Source organism: Dolichospermum sp. FACHB-1250, assembly GCF_014696335.1.
Lineage (GTDB): Bacteria > Cyanobacteriota > Cyanobacteriia > Cyanobacteriales > Nostocaceae > Dolichospermum > Dolichospermum planctonicum.
The window spans coordinates 1-19,727 of record NZ_JACJPZ010000069.1 but is presented as its reverse complement, the minus strand read 5'-3'; the positions used below and the strand labels follow the sequence as shown (position 1 = coordinate 19,727).

Here is a 19,727-nt window from a genome sequence, read left to right as displayed (position 1 = left end):
TGCGCCACTAGAGATATTAAAAGAGTATATTAAAAATCAAGAAAAGCCGTCCTAGAAGCGATGCACTGAGCTTGTCGAAGTGGACGGGGCTTGTATCCCATTATTTTCGGTCAAAGTATCAACTTTAACTTTAGTCAACCTTTATTAAAAGATTTTGGTTTCCTTAAAACTTAATCTTTCTGTATTATTCACGTTAATTTCCCTAAACTCCCATAAAAACAGAAACTCATTCAACTAAAGACATCAAATCAAAAAATATTTTTATGTTTTTCCGTTTTTAGAAGTAAAAAGGGGTTGACATTTGATTTTAAATCTGTTATAATTATCTGGATAAGGAAGAACTATCTTGCTACAGATGGCAGAGACTCATTCAACTAAAGACATCAAATCAAAAAATATTTTTATGTTTTTCCGTTTTTAGAAGTAGAAATGGGTTGACATTTGATTTTAAATCTGTTATAATTATCTGGATAAGGAAGAACTATCTTGCTACAGATGGCAGAACCTATAGTATAGCAGTTATAATTTAGCCTTAACAAACTGGCTTTAACACGAAAGGATTAAGCCTTATCTAAAATATTATTGTATATTAATATGGGATTGGTGCGGATCGAACGCACGGCCTAGCGCTTAGGAGGCGCTCGCTCTATCCAACTGAGCTACAACCCCAAGGATAAGACAAATAATATCATAGCAGTATTTTCATTGAGACTGCCAATAGTTATCCCAATCATCGCCACCAATTTCTAAACCGCACAGATTACTACTTGCATTCAGGATAACCTGAGATTTGCTGCCATTAACTTCTCGCAATTCTAAGTTTAGCTCTCCCTGCATGGTATCTCGACAACAGAAAATTAAACCATTGGTTGTCGGAGCGCGGAGGGGAGTACCTGGTAACTGGGTAGTTCCGGTCAGTGTAACCTCATAATTTAGGTTTTTGGCTTGCATTTGCCATCTACCCCAGGGCTGAATTTGCCATTTTACCTCTGAATTCCAGGGGACAAATTCATAAAATTTACCTTGGTAGTGAATACCAATCATAGCAACTGATTCCATCCACCATAATACACCACGTTTGCCCCCACCAGCAGTTAAAGCTAAATCGGGTTGATTAATGAAAGAATTGCAATTTAGCCAAAACCATTTTTGGGGAAAAGCACCACCCCAGTTCTTTTCTGCGTATGCTGGCGCATTTGTAAATTCATATATTTTACCATGCCAGTCTATCCAACCACTAGCTAAACCATGAGCCATTAAAATTTGCCATCCAGGTTCAAATATCTGCGAAAATGATAACCAACCCGCTGTTGATTGCTGAAAACTATTTTGATTTCCCCAACCATATATAGGTGTAATTGTATACTCCCATTGGCAATAATTACCAGTGGCAGGATCGGTAATTATGCCTTGATTTAAGGTAGCTGTGGCTTGATAGCCTTCGGAAATATGCTGTGTAAATTCACTGGGAATGAGATATAGCGGGGAAACTTGTAAGTTAGTTTTTCCCCAATGTCCTAATCCTAATACATCCCGACTCGCCCAAAATTTATTCACATCGGGAAAAGTGCGACAGAGGTACTCATCATTTATGCCCAGAATTTGGGCTGCACCGCCACTGTAGGGCTGATTACCCCTGGGGTCTTCGATGGAGTACATGAAGGCGATAGTTTGCCTAATTTCGGGTATTGTGACCCGGTAATACCAGCCTTCAAAAAAGCGGCGATTACTACCATCCCAATGATAGCCGCTGTGGGGGGTTTGGGTGCAATTGAGGAGGTTTGTGGTCATAACTGAATAGATGCTGTTATTTTGCTGATTTTTGAGTATGGACAAGGCGGAGACTTTGGATTAAGATCATTAAAGAAGCGATCGCCATTAATAGCCCCCAAAACCAATAAGGTAAAAACAAATACTGCTGCATTTGTCCGGTATCTGATAATCCTAATGGTCCTGCGGTATAACTGAATAAATAATCAAGTTGATGATAGGTACTTACACAAGCTTGCACACCTAGAAACTGAATCGCAAACCCTTGTACCCAAAGAGGTGTTTTTAAGGCGATTCCTAAGATCATAAAACCTAATAAGGGAATTGCGACAAAACCAAACCAAGAACGCACCCAAATTAATGTAGACAGGAGTAAAAACCCGCCTAAAATTTTTAAACTCAAAGAAGTGGTTTTCAAACTACCAGAAGCGAGAATTAGACCTGCACCAGCGAGAGGTGGACCCATTGGACCAGCAGCAGCGACCAATCCGATACCAAGATATCCCCATCTATTACTTAGGGTATAATGAGCTACACCAGAACCGTTGCCAAATATCTCTAATTTTTGAAACTGTCCCCCTAAAATCAAGGCCATTAAACCGTGACCCATTTCATGAAACCAAGTTGCTAAAATAGAAAATGGGTATAAAATATAATTACCCATAGGTATTTGCCACAAAAATGCTGTGACTATACCCGCTGCAACTAACCAAGTTAACCCCATTTTTTCTACTTCTGTGGGAGTAAATAGAGGGTTGAAATTTTTACTGGGTTCTCTCATTATCGACTATCCTGCAAGTAATTACACGAATTAGCTGAGTATTCTTGAATATATCTTAATTCACTTCCAGAAAAAGTAGGAAAATGCCTCTGGCAAAAATGGTTCTCAATCTAATAAGTAATGTAAAATAATATTACTATCATGAGAATTTTCATTAAAAATACTTCTCCACTCGATGTTCTTCTAGCATTGCTTTTACCTGTTCATCGGTTGGTGCTGGTTGATTGGTTTTTAATAAACCTTTCATTTGTTTAATAATGCTAGTCCGTTCTGATTTTTGACTGGGTTGATTTTGCAATGATTCAATGATTGCACGGACCGGTTATAAGCGATCGCTCTTTGGTATTTGAAAGGCTTGCTTTTTCAGTTCTTGTAGGGACATAGAGGTTATTTTAATAATACTTGATTATATTTTATCTCATAGCGATACTTTCAGTAAAGCGATCGCTCATTTTCTTCAAGCTATTTTTAAAATAGAGTGAATCTACACCCATGATTCCCAGAAAAAAGGCTGTAGTTGATGAATACGTCTAAAATCGCTATCAGCAGAAACGAGAGTGAGATTGTGTTGAATCACTGTTGCTGGTATCCAAATATCATGATCGCTAAATCCCAAATTTTCAATGCTAAAATTACGACGTTTGCTTTTTTATTGGGGAGCAAAATAATTAAAAAACAACGACAATTAATGTTTAAAATATTGTATTTTATTACTTAAACTCAAATGCCAAAAAAATAAATATTATTCGCTTTCCCTATTTTCACATTCCTCTATTTCAACTTCTTCTAAAGACTGTCCATGACTACTTAGCAAATTCCAAATATCACGATAAAAGAAATTATCAATAGTTTGAATATGTTGAGAAAGTAGTGTATCCCTCATCATGTTTGGGCGAATATCGCAGTAATATACACCGTCCAGTGGATTTAGTTTAATAGTGTAGGCTTTAAAGTGTCCTGGTAAAAATGTTGCATTAATCCCATAGCGATTTTGGTGCTTTGTCTTCTTTCTTTGTACATCATTTAAGAAAACTGCAATGTGAGGTAAATCAGTGCTAGTTAGCTTGTTATATAAAAACTTATCTACAAAAATTTTATCAATACGGTCTTTACTCGAAGTTTTAACTGAACCAATAATCTTGAGTTCATTGTCTTGACTAATCAATAAGTCATGTTGATAGGTTGTATTAAACAAAATTACTCCGTTATCGTCTCTAATAGGCACTTGTATTGTTCCAGAAACACAATCTATATTGAGATATGCAATCAGCAGACGAATTAGACGCTCAAAAAGATCCCCATTAACTTTACGGGCTTGGTTAGACTTTCCAGAAGGTAAAGCATCTAGTGTAGCACCAATAGTCTGCTGCAGGGTATAGATTGTACAGATTAAAACCTGCCGTAACGATTCCTCTGGTAACTGTCTATCTCTCAACTGCTCAAGAACTTGCAAAAACTGATTATAAGCAATTTCAAATATTCCAGCATCATACATTAAGTTAGTATTAATTGGACGAGTTATATTGTAATGACCATCATTTGTATATTGATAAAATTGGTAATGATTTTCATTTTGTGAAACTATTCTAGCTTGTAAGCCATTGGCTATAAATTCTAGATAGCTTCTACAAAAGGAAATGTAGTTTTGAATAGTCTGAAAATTTTCTTTGTCCACTGCGTGATTTACTAAATCTTCTAACCTCATCGAATAGACTCCCTGCGTTCTGAATTTTTGCGATCAAAGGCTATCCATTCTTCCTTTGTCATGCGATGGACATTTTCTAATCTTTGAATTGCCCAATTATTATACTCAATATTGAGATCACATCCCATCCAACGACGGTTAAGTTGTTCTGCAACTACAATAGTTGTTCCGGATCCTGAAAATGGATCAATAATCAAATCTCCTTCCTGAGATGATGCAAGGATAAATTTTCTTAATAATTCTTCTGGCTTTTGAGTTGGATGAGGTGTTGTTTCACCCATCCCGTTACAAGTAGTAGGAATTTCTATTACGTCTTTAGGTTTTGCACCTTTTGGGTTAGGTGTCCAGTTATTATTTTTTTTAGTTTTACCTTTTCCATAAGCACTGGTTTCTGCTTGGGGATGGGAAGGATACTTTAATGTATGTGCGCCATAAGGAATTCGCACATCGTCAATATTAATTTTCACTTGATCTGATTTACGAAAATGAATAATACTTTCATGCGATCGTCCCCAATCACTACCTAAATTAGCCTTGTTTTTATAGTGCCAAATTAACCAACGACAATTTTTGAAATATTTGGATACTGAATATTTTAAATCAGCTAATATTTCAGAAAAACCACAAACGTAAAGAGATCCATTAGATTTGAGAATACGCGAAGCTTGGCTAATCCATTGAATTGACCAGGCGATATATTTTTCTTGGTTCTCAAAATTATCCCATTCAGCTTTTTTAATATTATAAGGTGGGTCAGCAAACACTAGATCAACGCTTTCTGAATCAAGAGATGCCAGCCAATCTAGGGAATTACCTTGATAAATTTGTCCGTGAGGATGGGTATATTGTAGTTGGAATCCTTTTGTTAATGGTAATGGTAGTAATTTTTGTTCACTACTTTGTGCTTCTACCACTCCAAGATTTAGAGACTGTTGTATTACGTTTAATGCATTATTAGAACTGCTCAATCTCATCTATCCTCACAAGTTTAATAAACAGTGTTAAAAATTACTCAACGCATCAGCAGTTTGGGAAATTCCGTCAAACTGCCAAAAAATATTATACTATACTAACTTTCCTCACCACTCAATCTTTGTAACAACTCTTCACGGGATAAATTACCCAAAGAAAGAAGTAACTGAGTTGGTGTTAATTGAGCCAAAAAGTGAGATACTGGAAAAAAATCATTTCCCTTATTCACATAACAACAAATGGAAAAAGTACAATTGTTTGGTATGCCTGCTGAGAAAGGGCGATGGCTACTGATACCTCTAAGTATAACTATCCTGCTGTGCTTGGGTACAGTTTATTCTTGGAGTATTTTTAGAAAACCTTTAGAAAAACTTCTCAATGTAGGTGCAACTGATAGCCTGTTGCCATTTACTGTGCTGTTGGTTGTCTTCGCAATTTTAATGCCAATCACTGGCTTTTATATCAATCGTTTTGATACTCGTCTGATTACAGGTGTTGGTGGATTAATTACGGCATTAGGTTATATTCTCTCTAGTTTGGGTGGCAATATTCCCACACTAACTATTACCTATGGTGTAATTGCTGGTATGGGTGTGGGTATCGCTTACGGTGTACCGTTGGCTGTGGTAGCTAAGTGGTTTCCCGATAAAAAAGGTTTGGCTGTTGGTGCTACTGTGATTGGGTTTGGTTTGTCACCTTTAATTACTGCACCTTTGGCAAAGTTTCTGATAGATGCTTTTGGAGTTCGGCAAACTTTTGTAATTTTAGGTATTGCTTTTGCAGCTATTATTACCGCTATTTCTACTATCCTCACAACTCCTCCCCAAGGTTGGCAACCAGAGGGGTGGACTCCACCTGTAGCTATTCAAGCAAATTCCCATACTACAACTTCAGGATCAATTCTTCAGACTTCCAGTTTTTATGGCTTATGGTCTTGTTATACCATTGGTTCTTTTGCCGGACTGGCAGCTATTGGTATTTCTAGTCCTCTAGCACAGGAAATTATTAAATTGGATGCAGCAACAGCCGCAAATACAGTCTCACTGTTCGCTGTCTTTAATGGTGCAGGGCGGTTATTTTTTGGGTGGTTCACGGACAAATTTACGCCAAAATTAGCGGCAATTGTTTCCTTTGTTTTCATTTTGATTGCCTCGATTATGATGCTGAGTGCTGGAAAGGGAAGTGTACTCACTTATATAGTCGCTTTTTCGCTATTTTACTTGGCTTTGGGGGGTTGGTTAGCGATCGCTCCTACTTCCACTTTAATCATATTTCAACCCCAAGACTACGCCAAAAATTACGGTATTGTCTTCACTGCTTACGGTATGGGGGCTTTGGGTGGAACTTTATTAGCTGGCAAAATTAGAGACATTTTCGGTAGTTACACTAATTTCTTTTATCCAACTGCGGGATTAGCAATTGTGGGAATTATCTTGGCTGTATTCACGCTGAAACGCACCTATACCAATGCCGATTTAGTAACATAATTTGTTCGTTTTCGACATCCCCTCTTGGCTTGTGTTTTCCACAATTTATATTGGGAAAGTACCCACTTTAACTCCCTATATCAGTTTATTACAAATAACCCATAATTAGATTTTAGATCCCCGACTTCTTCAAGAAATCGGGGGTCTTGTTGTTTCGTAAATCTCCTCAAACTTCCTCACTACTCAATCTTTGCAACAACTCCTCACGGGATAAATTACCCAAAGCAAGAAGTAACTGAGTACGTTCAGAAATAGGAATATTAGCAATCTTTTCCACCACACCAGATAACTCAGCATCTAAACTACCAAAACGCCCTTCTAACAGAGAAGTTATCAAATAAAGTTCTGCTTCTAGCTTACCTTCTTGCTTTCCTTCTTGCTTCCAATCTTCTATTTGTTGTAAATAAGCCGGTGATAAGTTCATAATTACTTCCTCCTCTTCTCTACTTAAATTATCTCTCAATTCTAAATTCTTGCGCCAGTCCGCTAAAATTTCTAACAAATTTTCTCGAAAAGGGTTATTTTCTGGTAATTCAGTTAACTCCTCTACGGCTCTTTTTTGTGTTCCTCCTTTCCCCAAAACTCTCAACCATAATGTATCCTCATTTTCTGGTAATTGATGAATCACAACTATTGCTGTTTTCAAGATATTTGGAAGAAAATAAACACCTTTAACCCAATCTTCTACAATTTCATTTGCACCTAAACCCGCAATCATCCGATCTGAAAAAGTTGGTGTTAAAATCCATAAAATCGGTAATTGTGATTCAGCAATATTTCTGTTTTCGCGTTTTGCTTTCCTAACTACATCACCATGAACGGCATATAATTTAAGTAAACAACTGCGAATTTCTATTTCCGATGGTGGATTGCGAAAAGGCTCAAATAAACATTGAGTTTTAGCCATCTTCCCTAATAAACCTAAAGGTAGATTTTCCTGATTTTGATCAGAAAAGGGTTCAAACCAAACATCAATTTCTTGAATTTCACTTTTAACCTTTTCGCTTTTTTTAATTGTTCCTAAAGGTGTTAATAATTCCTCTAGATATTCTTTGGCGAATTGATCATGGGATTGTCGAGTCATTTTATTTTATTAAAAATCACATTTGTTTTGTACAAAAATCACACTAAACATCAAAAATATTATATAATAATTATGTTACTACCAAAAGCATACTTTTAAAAGTAGTTTACCCCAAAAATTAAAATAATGTTACAGTCAATCGAAGGCATTTACAAAGACGGGAAAATTGAGCTAAACGAAACGCCAACAGGCATAAATACAGCGCGAGTAATTGTAACTTTTCTCGATGCAAATACTTCTGTAGATTTGTCATCTCGCGGAATTAATGAAGAACAAGCAGCAAAATTAAGAGCTAGATTACAATGTTTTGCACAAGATTGGGATCAACCAGAAATGGAAGTTTACGATGCCTTATAATCGTGGTTCAGTAGTGCTGGTTTTGTTCCCAGACTCAAACTTAAAAACTGCTAAACGTCGTCCTGCTTTAGTTGTTCAATCTAACAATATTGGTACTGGTTTATCCCAAACTATTATAGCTATGATTACTAGTAATGTTTCCCGTGCTGGACACCCTAGCAGAGTATTTGTGAATATAGCAACACCAGAAGGAAAACAAACGGGATTAATTACTGATTCTGTGATTATGACAGATAATCTAGCAACTGTTTTAGATACAGAAATTGATAAAGTTATTGGTTTTTGGTCAGAAATGTCTTTAGTAGATGCAGCACTCAGACATACATTAGAAATTTAACTTGGTGTTTTGTCTAAAATCGCAATTTGCGTCAACTTCTGATAATTACTCTACCTGATGCTTTGGAACAATTACAGCAAGGAGAAATGATTGTGGAAATTAGTGATAGTCGGTAAATAATTATCGAACAAACGATAGAATCCAAAGCCAATTCCTACAATAGTTGACAAGTAAGGAGTATTATTAATACAGTCATAAAAATTGCCTTTCAGTTAGTTAAATTATTTTTTAATTTCTCCAATATCGTTACCAGGTTTAACCTAGTAACGATATGTAACGACAATTATCTTAACCTTGCGCTACAGGTTCTTTCGCCAAAAACTTCTCCAATTCAGTCAAAGCATCAGCATCAACCTTAGTCTGCATTGGACAGAATTTAGGTCCACACATGGAACAAAACTCAGCAGTTTTATAGATATCTGCCGGTAAAGTTTCGTCGTGATATTCCTTCGCTCTTTCCGGGTCTAAAGACAACTCAAATTGACGATTCCAGTCGAAATTATAGCGAGCTTTAGAAAGTTCATCATCCCTGTCTCTAGCACCTGGCCGATGTCTCCCAATATCCGCCGCATGAGCCGCAATTTTATACGCAATTAAGCCATTACGTACATCTTCCGCATCAGGTAAACCTAAATGTTCTTTAGGTGTCACATAACACAACATCGCCGTCCCATACCAGCCCGCCATAGCTGCCCCAATAGCTGAGGTAATATGGTCATAACCAGGAGCAATATCTGTAACCAAAGGACCAAGAACATAGAAAGGTGCTTCCGAACACTCTTCCATTTGTTTGCGGACATTGAACTCAATTTGATCCATAGGAACGTGACCCGGACCTTCTACCATCACCTGCACATCATGTTCCCAAGCTTTACGGGTGAGATTTCCCAAGGTTTTCAGTTCCGCCAACTGGGCTTCATCGGAGGCATCATGGGTACATCCTGGGCGCAGGGAGTCGCCTAAACTGAAAGAAACATCATATTTCTTAAAAATCTCAATGATGTCGTTAAAATGGGTATAGAGCGGGTTCTGTTTATGGTGATGTAACATCCACCGCGCCAAAATTCCGCCACCGCGAGAAACAATACCAGTAATTCGGTTTCTCACTAAAGGTAAATGTTCAATTAAAATCCCCGCGTGGATAGTTTGATAATCTACCCCTTGCTGGGCGTGTTTTTCAATAATGTGGAGAAAGTCATCAGCAGTCAGATTTTCAATTGTTCCGTGAACACTTTCTAAAGCTTGGTAAACTGGAACAGTCCCAATGGGAACAGGTGAAGCCTGGATAATTGCGGTACGAATTTCGTCTAAATTACCACCACCTGTGGACAAATCCATCACCGTATCAGCGCCATATTTTACCGCCAAATTAAGTTTATCAACCTCTTCCTGCAAATTGGAAGAATTGGGAGAAGCACCGATATTAGCATTAACTTTACACTTAGAAGCGATACCAATAGCCATCGGTTCTAAATTTGTGTGATTAATATTTGCAGGGATAATCATCCGCCCCCGTGCTACTTCAGCGCGGATAAGTTCAGCCGGCAGATTTTCCCGCTTGGCCACGTATTGCATTTCTTCAGTGATTACACCCTGACGAGCGTAGTGCATTTGCGATACGTTGTCTTGTCCACGTCTCTTAGCTACCCATTCTGTACGCATATCCAAATTCCTCAATAAACAGCTTCCCTCCGCTGGTATTATCCAGACTCAGGTGTTAAGGGTTTGATCTCAGCTTAGTTTCCCAAGCACCCCTAGCATGATGTAGATTGTAGCATTTTCGTGATCTTTGGGGGAGGGTGATGATAAATCATAAGTTGGTTACACAAACCAGCTAGGGTTGAAACCCCAGGCGGGCTATGCTATAGCTAGGACATTAGCAAAATTAGATGGTTCGCAATAGTTTTTAATTAAGGCTTTGGCATTTTCTCTTTTTTCGCCTGTGAATAAATTAAATATTACTTCTTCATTTTGCGAGTAAAGATATAATAAACCAAAGTCTTTAATTCTTGAATAAATTAGGGGAACTCCTGCTAAGGTTAGTAAATGTAATTTTTTATAATCACGCTCTCTCGCGTCATGAGAATCATGATATGTAGATTGAAATTCCACAACTAAACAAGGTTTATAGTCTTTGTTTGTGATCAGAGCGTCTACACTGGAACTAAAGAAGAAGTTTCTGAGTTTAATATCAAGGCTGCTACCTAATTCACAAAATGAGCATAAGCTTACCTGTGTATGAATTTTATAATTTTCATCTATGCAGGTTTGCAGAAACTCTAGCATTCTTTCTTCGTAAGGATTAACCAGTCGTTTGGGTTTTACAGACATTAGTTTTTCTCCATTAATATTTTTGCAAAATGGTTAGCGGGAGTTTGGTATTTTGGAGGAATAAATAAGCATCAAATAATATTCGTTCTAAATTCCTTTTAATATCAACAACTAAAAAATAGCAAAATAATTAATTGAAGGCAATATTAAATTAAATCGTGCCAGGGACAGAAATCAATAAAAAACCACGTAATTTCGTTGTTTTTATAAAAACCATGTAAAAATCACCAACGCCTGAAAGCAAGCATGAATAAGGGATTGAAATAAATCCATAAAATTAAATCGTGCCACAATAAAATTAAATCGTGCCACAATCATGACTTCGCAGGAAAAATCTATGGATTAAACTATTGACTTTTGTAAAAAAATATGAAATGTGTTACGAGAATACCAGTATCCTGAAAACAAGCAAGGATTATATGATAAAAACGAACCACAGAGGCACAGAGGACACAGAGGTAAGAGGTTTGGGAGAGGATATGAATGCGCTTACGGGAGAGGTTATTGGGGCTGCTATTGAGGTACACCGGGTTTTGGGTCCTGGGTTTTTGGAGGAAGTGTATAAGGAGGCACTGGTTGTTGAATTTATGATTCGGGGTATACATCATGAGGTTGAAAAGTCAATAAGCTTGACATATAAAGGACATGATGTAGGTAGAGGTAGATTAGATTTTTTAGTTGCAGACTGTTTAGTTGTAGAATTAAAAGCTGTGCAAACCCTAGCCCCCATTCACGAAGCTCAACTTCTCTCCTACCTCAAAATAACCAAGCGCACTTTAGGACTCCTCATCAACTTTAACGTTCCCCTCCTCAAAGACGGCATCAAACGCATAATCCTCTAACTCTTCCCTCCGTGTCCTCTGTGCCTGGAGTGGTTCGTTAATTCCCCCACAACTCCTTTGCAACCCAAACAACATATAAACCGTTTTTAAACGCATAGCCTTCTCTCTCTAACTCTTCCCTCCGTGTCCTCTGTGCCTGGAGCGGTTCGTTAATTCCCCCACAACTCCTTTGCAACCCAAATATCATATAAACCGTTTTTTGTGGATTTTTGCAACTCTTAATCATTTATCCACCCATTTTTGGGCTAGATATTGCTACACTGAATCTCATACAAAATCATAATTGTTGTCGTCTGCACCTTGTGAGAGCATAAGAATCAGCTTTCTGGTGTAATCAAGAAAAGAAAGATAAAAGAGCAAATCAAAACATGGTAGACTCTCTCAAAAAACCAAGCTTTGACGAAATCCGTCCCGGAGTTAAATCCCCTGCGAAGGAAACCCTTTTAACACCAAGATTTTACACGACTGATTTCGATGAAATGGCGCGGATGGATATTTCTGTCAATGAAGACGAATTACAAGCTATTTTGGCAGAATTTCGCGTTGACTACAATCGTCATCACTTTGTTAGAGATGCTCAGTTTGAACAATCATGGGATCACATTGACGGTGAAACTCGTCAACTGTTCATTGAGTTTCTGGAACGTTCTTGTACAGCGGAGTTTTCTGGATTCCTGTTATATAAGGAACTCGGCCGTCGCTTAAAGGATAAAAGCCCTCTTTTGGCTGAGTGCTTTAACTTGATGTCACGGGATGAAGCCCGTCACGCTGGGTTTTTGAACAAAGCTATGTCGGACTTTAATCTTTCTCTAGATTTGGGGTTTTTGACTAAGAGCCGCAGTTATACGTTCTTTAAGCCCAAATTTATCTTCTATGCTACCTATCTTTCTGAAAAGATCGGTTATTGGCGTTATATCACCATTTATCGTCATTTAGAATCCCATCCTGAAGATCGGATCTATCCAATTTTCCGTTTCTTTGAAAACTGGTGTCAAGATGAAAACCGTCATGGGGATTTCTTTGATGCGATCATGAGAGCGCAGCCGCAAATGTTGAATGATTGGAGAGCAAAACTATGGAGTCGCTTTTTCCTGTTGTCAGTATTTGCAACTATGTATCTCAATGATATCCAACGCAAGGATTTTTATGCTTCTTTGGGCTTAGATGCGCGAGAGTATGATATTCATGTAATTAAGAAGACCAATGAAACCGCCGGTAGGGTCTTCCCTGTGATGTTGGATGTTGATAACCCAGCATTTTATGAACGTTTAGATGTTTGCGTCAAAAATAACGAAAAATTGGCGGCAATTTCTAACTCTAATACTCCTAAATTCCTGCAATTCTTCCAAAAACTTCCAATTTATGTGTCCCATGGTTGGCAGTTATTACAATTATATCTGATGAAGCCTATTGATGCGGCTTCGGCTCACGGTCAAGCTCGTTAATTTGAGATTGATTTCCTATAAATGTGGTTTTGTTTTTAACAGAGCCACATTTTTTATTTTTGATTATCTTATTAATTTTGTTTCGCGCAATCTCTTTTAGAGATCCCGCAGGGTAGACGCTAAGGAGCAAAGATGCAAAGGTAAGAAATTATTATGATTATGCACAAAAATTTCAGATATCAATTGCCATTTTTGCTGACGTTTTGTTTATTTACTAACATATCACCGATTCCTGCTGCGGTTGTCTGTCCAAGGAATGTTAAAGAATCAAAAATAGCTGGATTGTTTGATATATTACTTAATATTGTCAATGTTGGTCGAAATGGTCGAAGTGGTCGAAATGGTGAAGATGGTTCAAGCAGTACAAGTCAAACAATATATGCTGATGGTTCACCCTTAAATCTTGACTTATCTGGTAAAGATGGCCAAGATGGAGAAAATGGTGGTTTTGGTTCTCAACCTAGCTGTGGACAATATGGATCACAAGGAGGGAATAATGATGTTTATGCACCCAGTGGTGGTAATGGTGGTCATGGTGGCAATGGTGGCAATGGTGGTCATGGTGGTGATCTCACGGTCTATTATAGCAATTTGGCGGATTTAAAAAAAATTGCCCTTAGGGCTGTTGGTGGTAAAGGTGGCCGGGGTGGCCGGGGTGGACAGGGTACGTTGGGTTGTTCTTGTAGTCAACGAAGTTGGGTGAGAGAAGTCTGTGTAGGAAATCCTGGTACTCCTAATCGTCAATGTACTCAAAAAGTTTATAATTGTTATGATGGGCGTTATGGTAGCTCTGGTGTAAATGGACGTGATGGCAAACCAGGGCGATTGGGAATTTTAAGTATAGTTAATAGGAAAGCAGCTTTAGTAGATGATCAACCAACTGCGGAAATAGCAATTTCTCAATTAGTCAATCAACAATTTAGCCTTTCTAAAAATAAATGGCAAATTCGTCAAGGGGCAAAATCTTTACTGGCGACTGGTTCTATACTTGCTGATGAATATCGGGAGTTTGAACAGCGATTAGAGGGAAGTTTTAAATTAGTTTGGCAAGAGAAACAGCCGATTACCAACTTTGCTAATCCATCGGTAAAACTAACTCTAAATGATAGCAAAGAAATAGATATTTCTTTTCCTGAATATCTCTGGATTGATGGTAATAGCAAAACTACAGGAAGTTTGACGGAGTACAATATCAATCGTGCTATTCTTCAAAAAGATGTGACTAGATTGGCTGTGGCTGAACTTGCTAATTCAAAACAAAATCTTGTTTTAAGAATAGTTGATTTAGCTGGTCACTCTGATGTGATCAATACTAAATTTATCATCAAATATCAGTTCCATGATCATGTTGATGATTATGTTAATCCTGAAACTGTATATGCTGGGGAAATTCCGCCAGAATTGGTCAGCCGCAGCTATAACAATTTTAATCTAGCTTTGGGTAAGTTAAACATCCCCAGCCTCGCTTTAAATCCAGGTATCAATGTTAATATTGAAGTTGTTGCAATTCGTTCTTTAGCCGGACGTTCTACACAGCAAAAAATTCGTTGGCAAGGGGTAATTCGTAAACGGCAAACTGGTAAAATTCGCAAGTTAATAGAAGAATAATAAACTAGGAGAAAAACAAAAATCTACTGAGTATTGAGTTAGATCCCAGTCTTATATAAGAAGTTCGAGATCTAAATCTGTGGTCTTTTTGTTAATAATTATTTATTTCCCCATTTTGCGTTTGAGTTTTTCTAATTCATCTTCGGTTTCCCAACGACGAAATTTATCTTCTAATTCATCAAAATTACTTTGAGAATTACTAGCAGTATTCCAACCATAGTTTTCTAATTTTTGCTGGCTTTGTGCTTTGGTTCTGGCTGTTTGCATTTCTGCTGCTTTATTTTGTACCTCTTGGCGACGTTTTTGAATTTTCCCAAGTAGTTCTTGGGATTGGGTAATGCGTTCTTTTAAGCCTTGCATATGTCCCCACATTTGATTTCCTTCCCGCAATAATGCAGCTTCTCGCTGTTGGGCTGGAGTGATTAAATCTTGTCTACCCGCAGCTTGGGCTTTTTGAATACGGATATGCCATTTTTGAATTTCTTGGGCTGTGGAAAGAATTTCATCTTGCGATCGCTTCTCTTGCAATTGTAACTCAGAAATTAACTTTAATGTGTCTTCTTCCTGTTCCCGTAGTTGTTCTAACAGTGCTTCTAATTCTAAATGAGGGTTATTCCGCAAAAATTCTTCTAGACGACTTTCTAAAAAGCGACTTAAATCATCAAATAAACTCATTGTTAAAGCTCCAATTCTCAAATATATATCTATTTTATCAGCAAATTACAAATTAGTTAAATTGGTGTAGTCCAATATTTAATTCCTTGGATGATTTTTTGTTGTAATCCGAATTTCGGTAAGTCCTCCTCTCTCCAACCTAAATATGTCCAATGGGGAAGATCATTAACTACTGTTTGAAACCAGCCATTTTCATTTAAAATCTGTTTTTGAGCCGGTGTTAATATTTGTAAATCAATTGCTAATCCCCACAAATGTTGTGATGTCCCCGGAGGTGCAACTAAACCAAGAATTTTTGTCTCTTTTCCAGCTTTTACTTGGGTTAATGTTTCTCTATTTGCGTATTTATTCCAAAATCTTAAATTAGTGGCAAAATTACGCAAACAATCCCCAGCATAACCAGATTTTAGAGAAATATTTTCTAAATCTCTGGCTTTATTTAAAGCTGCTGCTGCTCGTTTTTGTAAATAACATTCTTCTGTGCCATTTACTAGATCTATACTGATTTGATCCTGAAAAGATTGGGTTTCTATTTCATTATCTAAAATGACTTTTTCTGGTAATTTAATTCCTGATTGTTGATTAATAAATACTGTTCCATAGGAACGTAGTAAGGTATATTCAAATGTATCAATCTCAGGAACTCTGGGAATTTTATTGGCAATTGTTGTTAAAAACCGCTGTTGATCATCCAATTTCTGATCAGGAATAAATGGGACATTTACAGCTATTTTTTGCTGCTCACAACTTCCATTAAATTTACTTACGCATTCTTTGACAATTTCAGGATTTGATGTTAACTGACTTTGGGAAATTTTGTGAGCAAAGACTAAGGCAACACTGACAAAAATAATTATAGTAACAAATGCTGCTATTTTCAGAATTATTTTCATGAAAATATTACTTTTTTTGAAAATTTCGATTTCATCATATCTTAGATCCTGGAATTATTAAAGAAGTACCGGATCTTTTAACCAGTCGGGAATCTTGTTTTTTATTTTTTGTAACTTTAGATCAAATTCTTGTGTATAATTATTAATTATGGAATTAAGTCTATTTTTTAGTTCATCAATTATAATAAACAAAATTGATACTTAATACATCTCAGTAAAATGATGAATTTAAAAGACTCCCGACTGCAAACTTTAGTTATTTATGCCATACTAGGAGCGATCGCTTTAGTCATGCTCTTTCCCATGTTATGGCTAATTAGCACATCACTGAAGTCACCAACGGAAAATATTTGGCAATCACCACCAGAATTATTACCTAGTCAACCTACCTTAGAAAACTTCTCTCAAGTCTGGCAATCTCTACCTTTTGTTACTTATTTATATAATAGTATCCTAGTATCAGTATTAACAGTCGGTTTAAATTTGTTGTTTTGTTCCTTAGCAGCTTATCCCTTAGCTAGACTATCATTTGTGGGCAGAAACGGAATTTTCATTGCTATTGTGGCCACAATTATGATTCCCTTCCAAATCGTCATGATTCCTTTATATATTCTGACAGTGCAATTAGGTTTGAGAAATAGTTATCTAGGGGTAATTTTTCCTAGTTTAGCCTCTGCCTTTGGTATATTTTTACTACGTCAAGCCCTGATAACTGTACCAAAGGAAATTGAAGAAGCTGCTCGTTTAGATGGTACTTCTGAGTTAGGATTATGGTGGTATGTAATGCTACCCGCTATCCGTCCAGCGCTAATTACTCTGGCTATTTTTGTCTTTATTGGCGCTTGGAGTGACTTTTTATGGCCTTTAATTGTGATTCAGGATGAAAGTTTATACACTTTACCTCTGGGAGTTGCTAAGTTAGCGGGGACTTTTTCTTTAGATTGGCGTTTGGTGGCCGCTGGTTCAGTAATTTCAATTACTCCAGTGTTAGTATTATTTCTGTTCTTGCAAAAATACATTGTCCCTACGGATACTGCTAGTGGTGTTAAGGGTTAATTAATATTCTAAATTAATATTAGAGGGTGTTTTTCAAGTCAATGGCCAATTCTCGTTTACAATTATTAGTTTTAAGCAATGGTCATGGAGAAGATATCATTGCTGTACGGATTATCCAGGCTTTACAAACATTATCTTCCCCACCGGATATTTTTGTTTTACCAATAGTGGGTGAAGGACGCGCTTATCAAAAAATAAACGTTCCCATAATTGGTAAGGTACAGAATATGCCTTCTGGTGGTTTTGTTTATATGGATAGCAAAGAGCTAATGCGTGATGTCAGCGGTGGTTTGATCCAGTTAACCTGGAATCAAATCAAATCTGTACGCCGTTGGGTGAGGCTACAAACAAGCTTAGGGAATCAAAATGCTATTCTAGCTGTGGGGGATATTGTCCCCCTGTTATTCGCAGCTATAAGTGGTGCTAATTACGCTTTTGTGGGGACGGCTAAATCAGAATATTATGTGCGCGATGAAGCGGGTTTATTACCAAGAAAATCAAAATCCGCAAAGTGGGAAAATTTTTCTGGTTCAATTTACCATCCTTGGGAAAGGTGGTTAATGAGTCGCAGCCGTTGTCAGGCTGTGTTTCCTAGAGATTCTCTGACGACGAAGATCTTAAAAAAGTGGTCAATTCCGGCTGTAGATGCAGGAAATCCGATGATGGATGGGTTAGAGACCAATTTTAGCAGCCGGGGGTTTGATCGTGGTAATGCTGAACACAAAGAACAAATTCGTCCTTTGATTGTCACTCTATTGCCCGGTTCTCGCGCCCCGGAGGCTTATAATAATTGGGAAATGATCATGGTTTCTGTATCTGCCTTGGTTGCTAGTTTACAACAACCAGATTCTTTATTCTGTGGCGCTGGGACAATGATTTTTTTGGGGGCGATCGCTCCTGGTTTAGATTGTGGTATTTTATCTCAAAGTTTACATATTCAAGGTTGGCGACTTTGTGATCAATCTCCTTTACAAATTCCTGACCCGGACAGCTTGACTTTTAAACAAAAAAATGCTTATTTGATTTTGACACAAGCAGCCTATAATGAGTGTTTACATTTGGGTGATTTGGCCATAGCTATGGCGGGGACTGCAACGGAACAATTCATTGGTTTAGGAAAACCGGCGATTGCTATTCCTGGTGGTGGTCCCCAATATAACGCCGCTTTTGCAGAAGCCCAAAGTCGGCTGTTAGGAATATCCCTAACCTTAGTCAATCAACCATCACAGGTGTTACCAGCCATTCAGTCTCTACTGAAAAATCCTGATCTTTTGCATGACATTGCTAAAAACGGGTTACAGCGTATGGGACTTGCGGGTGCTGCACAAAGAATTGCAGAATGTTTACAGGAAAGATTGATAATGGGTAATTGACTACTGACTACTGAGTGATTAAGCTACTAAGCCAGAACGCAAAGCCCGAACTGCTGCTTGGGTACGATCATCAGCACAGAGTTTGTTTAAAATATTGCGAACATGAGTTTTTACCGTTCCTACGGTAATATATAGTTTTTCTGCAATTTGTCCATTACTGCAACCACCCACAATCAATTCTAAAATTTCCAGTTCCCGTTGGGTGAGGGGGTAGGTTTCTAAAACTTGTTCATATTCTGTTTCTAAAGCCTCGATTTTTACAGTTTTCGGCTTATCGGATGATTGATTGTCAGCAGAGCTACCCTGACGTACTTTTCTCAATACCACATTAGCGATCGCCGGGTCAATCCAAGAGTTACCACGGAAAGTGACTTGTACCGCTTCCGTAAATTTATTAATACTTGTTTCCTTCATATAATAAGAATCTGCTCCTGCTGCGAAAGCGGCCAAGACAGCATCTTCTGTATTATCCATGGTCAAGATCAGAACTTTTGTCTGTGATTGTCCTGTTTCAGCCTGATAACGTCTAAATTTGCGTGTCAGTTCAATTCCGTCCATATCAGGTAAACCAATATCTATCACTGCCACATCTGGTTTCATCGTTTCTAAAAGTTTTAATCCAACAGTCGCATTAGCCGCCTCACCAATCACTTTAAAGCCGCTATGTGACTGCAATTCAGTTCTGAGTCCCATACGGGTTAAATCATGATCTTCAATTAATAGAATACTAATTTCATTCATTGTTACACCCATGATAATCGGATTGCTTCCCTGTAGCACCAGGAGACAGGAGGTGGAAGGTAAAAAGCTTGTTTCCTGAGATTTTGAACCTTTTTACTAAGTAACTATTTTTGCACAGAAACACTAATCAAAACTATTTCTCAGATCAAAATTTCATTTACAGCAGTTTTCAGGTAAATAAGCCACAGTGGTTGAACCAGTTGAAAGCATCATCTTCTGTAAGATAATTAACTGCAATCGTCATCGCTTCATTGAGGGATTCTAATGTCC

The 19,727-nt window shown here is 37.6% G+C and carries 20 protein-coding genes, 1 tRNA gene and 1 riboswitch; of the genes, 8 read left to right on the top strand and 13 right to left on the bottom strand.

Features of this window, described 5'->3' with window-relative positions:
- Positions 1–595 precede the first annotated feature (595 nt).
- The 7 genes from H6F39_RS18385 to H6F39_RS21025 form a co-directional block, all read right to left on the bottom strand.
- Positions 596–669 (bottom strand) — tRNA-Arg (locus tag H6F39_RS18385).
- 33 nt (positions 670–702) lie between these two features.
- Positions 703–1,791 (bottom strand): tocopherol cyclase family protein, encoded by a 1,089-nt coding sequence (locus H6F39_RS18380; protein ID WP_137908740.1) that lies wholly within the window; start codon positions 1,789–1,791, stop codon positions 703–705.
- Positions 1,792–1,807: 16 nt separating this feature from the next.
- Positions 1,808–2,551, bottom strand: a complete 744-nt coding sequence (locus H6F39_RS18375; protein ID WP_137908739.1) for a M50 family metallopeptidase — start codon at positions 2,549–2,551, stop codon at positions 1,808–1,810.
- A gap of 154 nt (positions 2,552–2,705) precedes the next feature.
- Positions 2,706–2,849, bottom strand: a complete 144-nt coding sequence (locus H6F39_RS20855) for a hypothetical protein (RefSeq protein ID WP_242028671.1) — start codon at positions 2,847–2,849, stop codon at positions 2,706–2,708.
- 444 nt (positions 2,850–3,293) lie between these two features.
- Complete coding sequence (locus H6F39_RS18365) at positions 3,294–4,256, bottom strand: hypothetical protein (protein WP_190372242.1); 963 nt, start codon at positions 4,254–4,256, stop codon at positions 3,294–3,296.
- Positions 4,253–5,170: a site-specific DNA-methyltransferase gene (locus tag H6F39_RS18360; RefSeq protein WP_236097155.1), complete on the bottom strand. Its 918-nt coding sequence runs from the start codon at positions 5,168–5,170 to the stop codon at positions 4,253–4,255. Before H6F39_RS18360 ends, H6F39_RS18365 begins: the two co-directional genes overlap by 4 nt.
- Positions 5,171–5,325: 155 nt before the next feature.
- Positions 5,326–5,457 (bottom strand): hypothetical protein, encoded by a 132-nt coding sequence (locus tag H6F39_RS21025; RefSeq protein WP_255501597.1) that lies wholly within the window; start codon positions 5,455–5,457, stop codon positions 5,326–5,328.
- A gap of 10 nt (positions 5,458–5,467) precedes the next feature.
- Between H6F39_RS21025 and H6F39_RS18355 the strand changes: the two genes are divergently transcribed.
- Complete coding sequence (locus tag H6F39_RS18355; protein ID WP_137908736.1) at positions 5,468–6,715, top strand: OFA family MFS transporter; 1,248 nt, start codon at positions 5,468–5,470, stop codon at positions 6,713–6,715.
- Between the two features lie 166 nt (positions 6,716–6,881).
- On the opposite strand, the gene H6F39_RS18350 is transcribed toward H6F39_RS18355, so the two are convergent.
- Positions 6,882–7,799, bottom strand: a complete 918-nt coding sequence (locus tag H6F39_RS18350; RefSeq protein WP_190397183.1) for a hypothetical protein — start codon at positions 7,797–7,799, stop codon at positions 6,882–6,884.
- 126 nt (positions 7,800–7,925) lie between these two features.
- Here H6F39_RS18350 and H6F39_RS18345 point away from each other — a divergent pair, with 126 nt between their 5' ends.
- Positions 7,926–8,156 (top strand): hypothetical protein, encoded by a 231-nt coding sequence (locus tag H6F39_RS18345; RefSeq protein WP_137908734.1) that lies wholly within the window; start codon positions 7,926–7,928, stop codon positions 8,154–8,156.
- Complete coding sequence (locus tag H6F39_RS18340) at positions 8,146–8,493, top strand: type II toxin-antitoxin system PemK/MazF family toxin (protein ID WP_027402861.1); 348 nt, start codon at positions 8,146–8,148, stop codon at positions 8,491–8,493. The genes H6F39_RS18345 and H6F39_RS18340 overlap by 11 nt, the downstream gene beginning before the upstream one ends.
- A gap of 288 nt (positions 8,494–8,781) precedes the next feature.
- Here H6F39_RS18340 and thiC read toward each other — a convergent pair whose 3' ends face one another.
- Together thiC and H6F39_RS18330 are read right to left on the bottom strand one after the other, a co-directional pair.
- Positions 8,782–10,155 carry a phosphomethylpyrimidine synthase gene (gene thiC / locus H6F39_RS18335; protein ID WP_137908732.1) on the bottom strand — a complete coding sequence of 458 codons (1,374 nt, stop codon included), beginning with the start codon at positions 10,153–10,155 and terminating at the stop codon, positions 8,782–8,784.
- A 7-nt stretch (positions 10,156–10,162) separates the two neighbouring features.
- Positions 10,163–10,259: riboswitch (TPP riboswitch) on the bottom strand.
- A 91-nt stretch (positions 10,260–10,350) separates the two neighbouring features.
- Positions 10,351–10,824 carry a DUF2726 domain-containing protein gene (locus H6F39_RS18330; protein ID WP_137908731.1) on the bottom strand — a complete coding sequence of 158 codons (474 nt, stop codon included), beginning with the start codon at positions 10,822–10,824 and terminating at the stop codon, positions 10,351–10,353.
- 422 nt (positions 10,825–11,246) lie between these two features.
- On the opposite strand from H6F39_RS18330, the gene H6F39_RS18325 reads away from it, so the two are divergent.
- From H6F39_RS18325 to H6F39_RS18315, 3 genes are all read left to right on the top strand, one after another.
- Positions 11,247–11,666: a GxxExxY protein gene (locus H6F39_RS18325; protein WP_190397184.1), complete on the top strand. Its 420-nt coding sequence runs from the start codon at positions 11,247–11,249 to the stop codon at positions 11,664–11,666.
- 368 nt (positions 11,667–12,034) lie between these two features.
- The gene (acsF, locus tag H6F39_RS18320; RefSeq protein ID WP_190372245.1) at positions 12,035–13,111 is read left to right on the top strand and encodes a magnesium-protoporphyrin IX monomethyl ester (oxidative) cyclase; all 1,077 of its coding nucleotides are present in this window, start codon (positions 12,035–12,037) and stop codon (positions 13,109–13,111) included.
- 159 nt (positions 13,112–13,270) lie between these two features.
- The gene (locus H6F39_RS18315; RefSeq protein ID WP_190397182.1) at positions 13,271–14,719 is read left to right on the top strand and encodes a collagen-like protein; all 1,449 of its coding nucleotides are present in this window, start codon (positions 13,271–13,273) and stop codon (positions 14,717–14,719) included.
- Between the two features lie 102 nt (positions 14,720–14,821).
- On the opposite strand, the gene H6F39_RS18310 is transcribed toward H6F39_RS18315, so the two are convergent.
- Entirely contained in the window at positions 14,822–15,394 is a 573-nt protein-coding gene (locus H6F39_RS18310) for a TIGR04376 family protein (protein WP_028082250.1), read from the bottom strand.
- Positions 15,395–15,450: 56 nt separating this feature from the next.
- Positions 15,451–16,287, bottom strand: coding sequence for a D-alanyl-D-alanine carboxypeptidase family protein (locus H6F39_RS18305; protein WP_190397181.1), 837 nt, complete (start codon positions 16,285–16,287; stop codon positions 15,451–15,453).
- Between the two features lie 222 nt (positions 16,288–16,509).
- Between H6F39_RS18305 and H6F39_RS18300 the strand changes: the two genes are divergently transcribed.
- Positions 16,510–17,343: a carbohydrate ABC transporter permease gene (locus H6F39_RS18300; protein WP_370539408.1), complete on the top strand. Its 834-nt coding sequence runs from the start codon at positions 16,510–16,512 to the stop codon at positions 17,341–17,343.
- A gap of 41 nt (positions 17,344–17,384) precedes the next feature.
- The gene (locus H6F39_RS18295) at positions 17,385–18,716 is read left to right on the top strand and encodes a lipid-A-disaccharide synthase-related protein (protein ID WP_137908725.1); all 1,332 of its coding nucleotides are present in this window, start codon (positions 17,385–17,387) and stop codon (positions 18,714–18,716) included.
- Positions 18,717–18,734: 18 nt separating this feature from the next.
- Here H6F39_RS18295 and H6F39_RS18290 read toward each other — a convergent pair whose 3' ends face one another.
- Entirely contained in the window at positions 18,735–19,457 is a 723-nt protein-coding gene (locus H6F39_RS18290) for a response regulator transcription factor (RefSeq protein WP_137908724.1), read from the bottom strand.
- Positions 19,458–19,727 lie beyond the last annotated feature (270 nt).

Bases quoted from the DNA above. Each gene is read 5' to 3' on its own strand.
- H6F39_RS18380 (WP_137908740.1), bottom strand. From the start codon at position 1,791: ATGACCACAAACCTCCTCAATTGCACCCAAACCCCCCACAGCGGCTAT.
- H6F39_RS18375 (WP_137908739.1), bottom strand. From the start codon at position 2,551: ATGAGAGAACCCAGTAAAAATTTCAACCCTCTATTTACTCCCACAGAA.
- H6F39_RS18365 (WP_190372242.1), bottom strand. From the start codon at position 4,256: ATGAGGTTAGAAGATTTAGTAAATCACGCAGTGGACAAAGAAAATTTT.
- H6F39_RS18355 (WP_137908736.1), top strand. From the start codon at position 5,468: ATGGAAAAAGTACAATTGTTTGGTATGCCTGCTGAGAAAGGGCGATGG.
- H6F39_RS18350 (WP_190397183.1), bottom strand. From the start codon at position 7,799: ATGACTCGACAATCCCATGATCAATTCGCCAAAGAATATCTAGAGGAA.
- H6F39_RS18345 (WP_137908734.1), top strand. From the start codon at position 7,926: ATGTTACAGTCAATCGAAGGCATTTACAAAGACGGGAAAATTGAGCTA.
- H6F39_RS18340 (WP_027402861.1), top strand. From the start codon at position 8,146: ATGCCTTATAATCGTGGTTCAGTAGTGCTGGTTTTGTTCCCAGACTCA.
- thiC (WP_137908732.1), bottom strand. From the start codon at position 10,155: ATGCGTACAGAATGGGTAGCTAAGAGACGTGGACAAGACAACGTATCG.
- H6F39_RS18330 (WP_137908731.1), bottom strand. From the start codon at position 10,824: ATGTCTGTAAAACCCAAACGACTGGTTAATCCTTACGAAGAAAGAATG.
- acsF (WP_190372245.1), top strand. From the start codon at position 12,035: ATGGTAGACTCTCTCAAAAAACCAAGCTTTGACGAAATCCGTCCCGGA.
- H6F39_RS18315 (WP_190397182.1), top strand. From the start codon at position 13,271: ATGCACAAAAATTTCAGATATCAATTGCCATTTTTGCTGACGTTTTGT.
- H6F39_RS18310 (WP_028082250.1), bottom strand. From the start codon at position 15,394: ATGAGTTTATTTGATGATTTAAGTCGCTTTTTAGAAAGTCGTCTAGAA.
- H6F39_RS18305 (WP_190397181.1), bottom strand. From the start codon at position 16,287: ATGAAAATAATTCTGAAAATAGCAGCATTTGTTACTATAATTATTTTT.
- H6F39_RS18300 (WP_370539408.1), top strand. From the start codon at position 16,510: ATGAATTTAAAAGACTCCCGACTGCAAACTTTAGTTATTTATGCCATA.
- H6F39_RS18295 (WP_137908725.1), top strand. From the start codon at position 17,385: ATGGCCAATTCTCGTTTACAATTATTAGTTTTAAGCAATGGTCATGGA.
- H6F39_RS18290 (WP_137908724.1), bottom strand. From the start codon at position 19,457: ATGAATGAAATTAGTATTCTATTAATTGAAGATCATGATTTAACCCGT.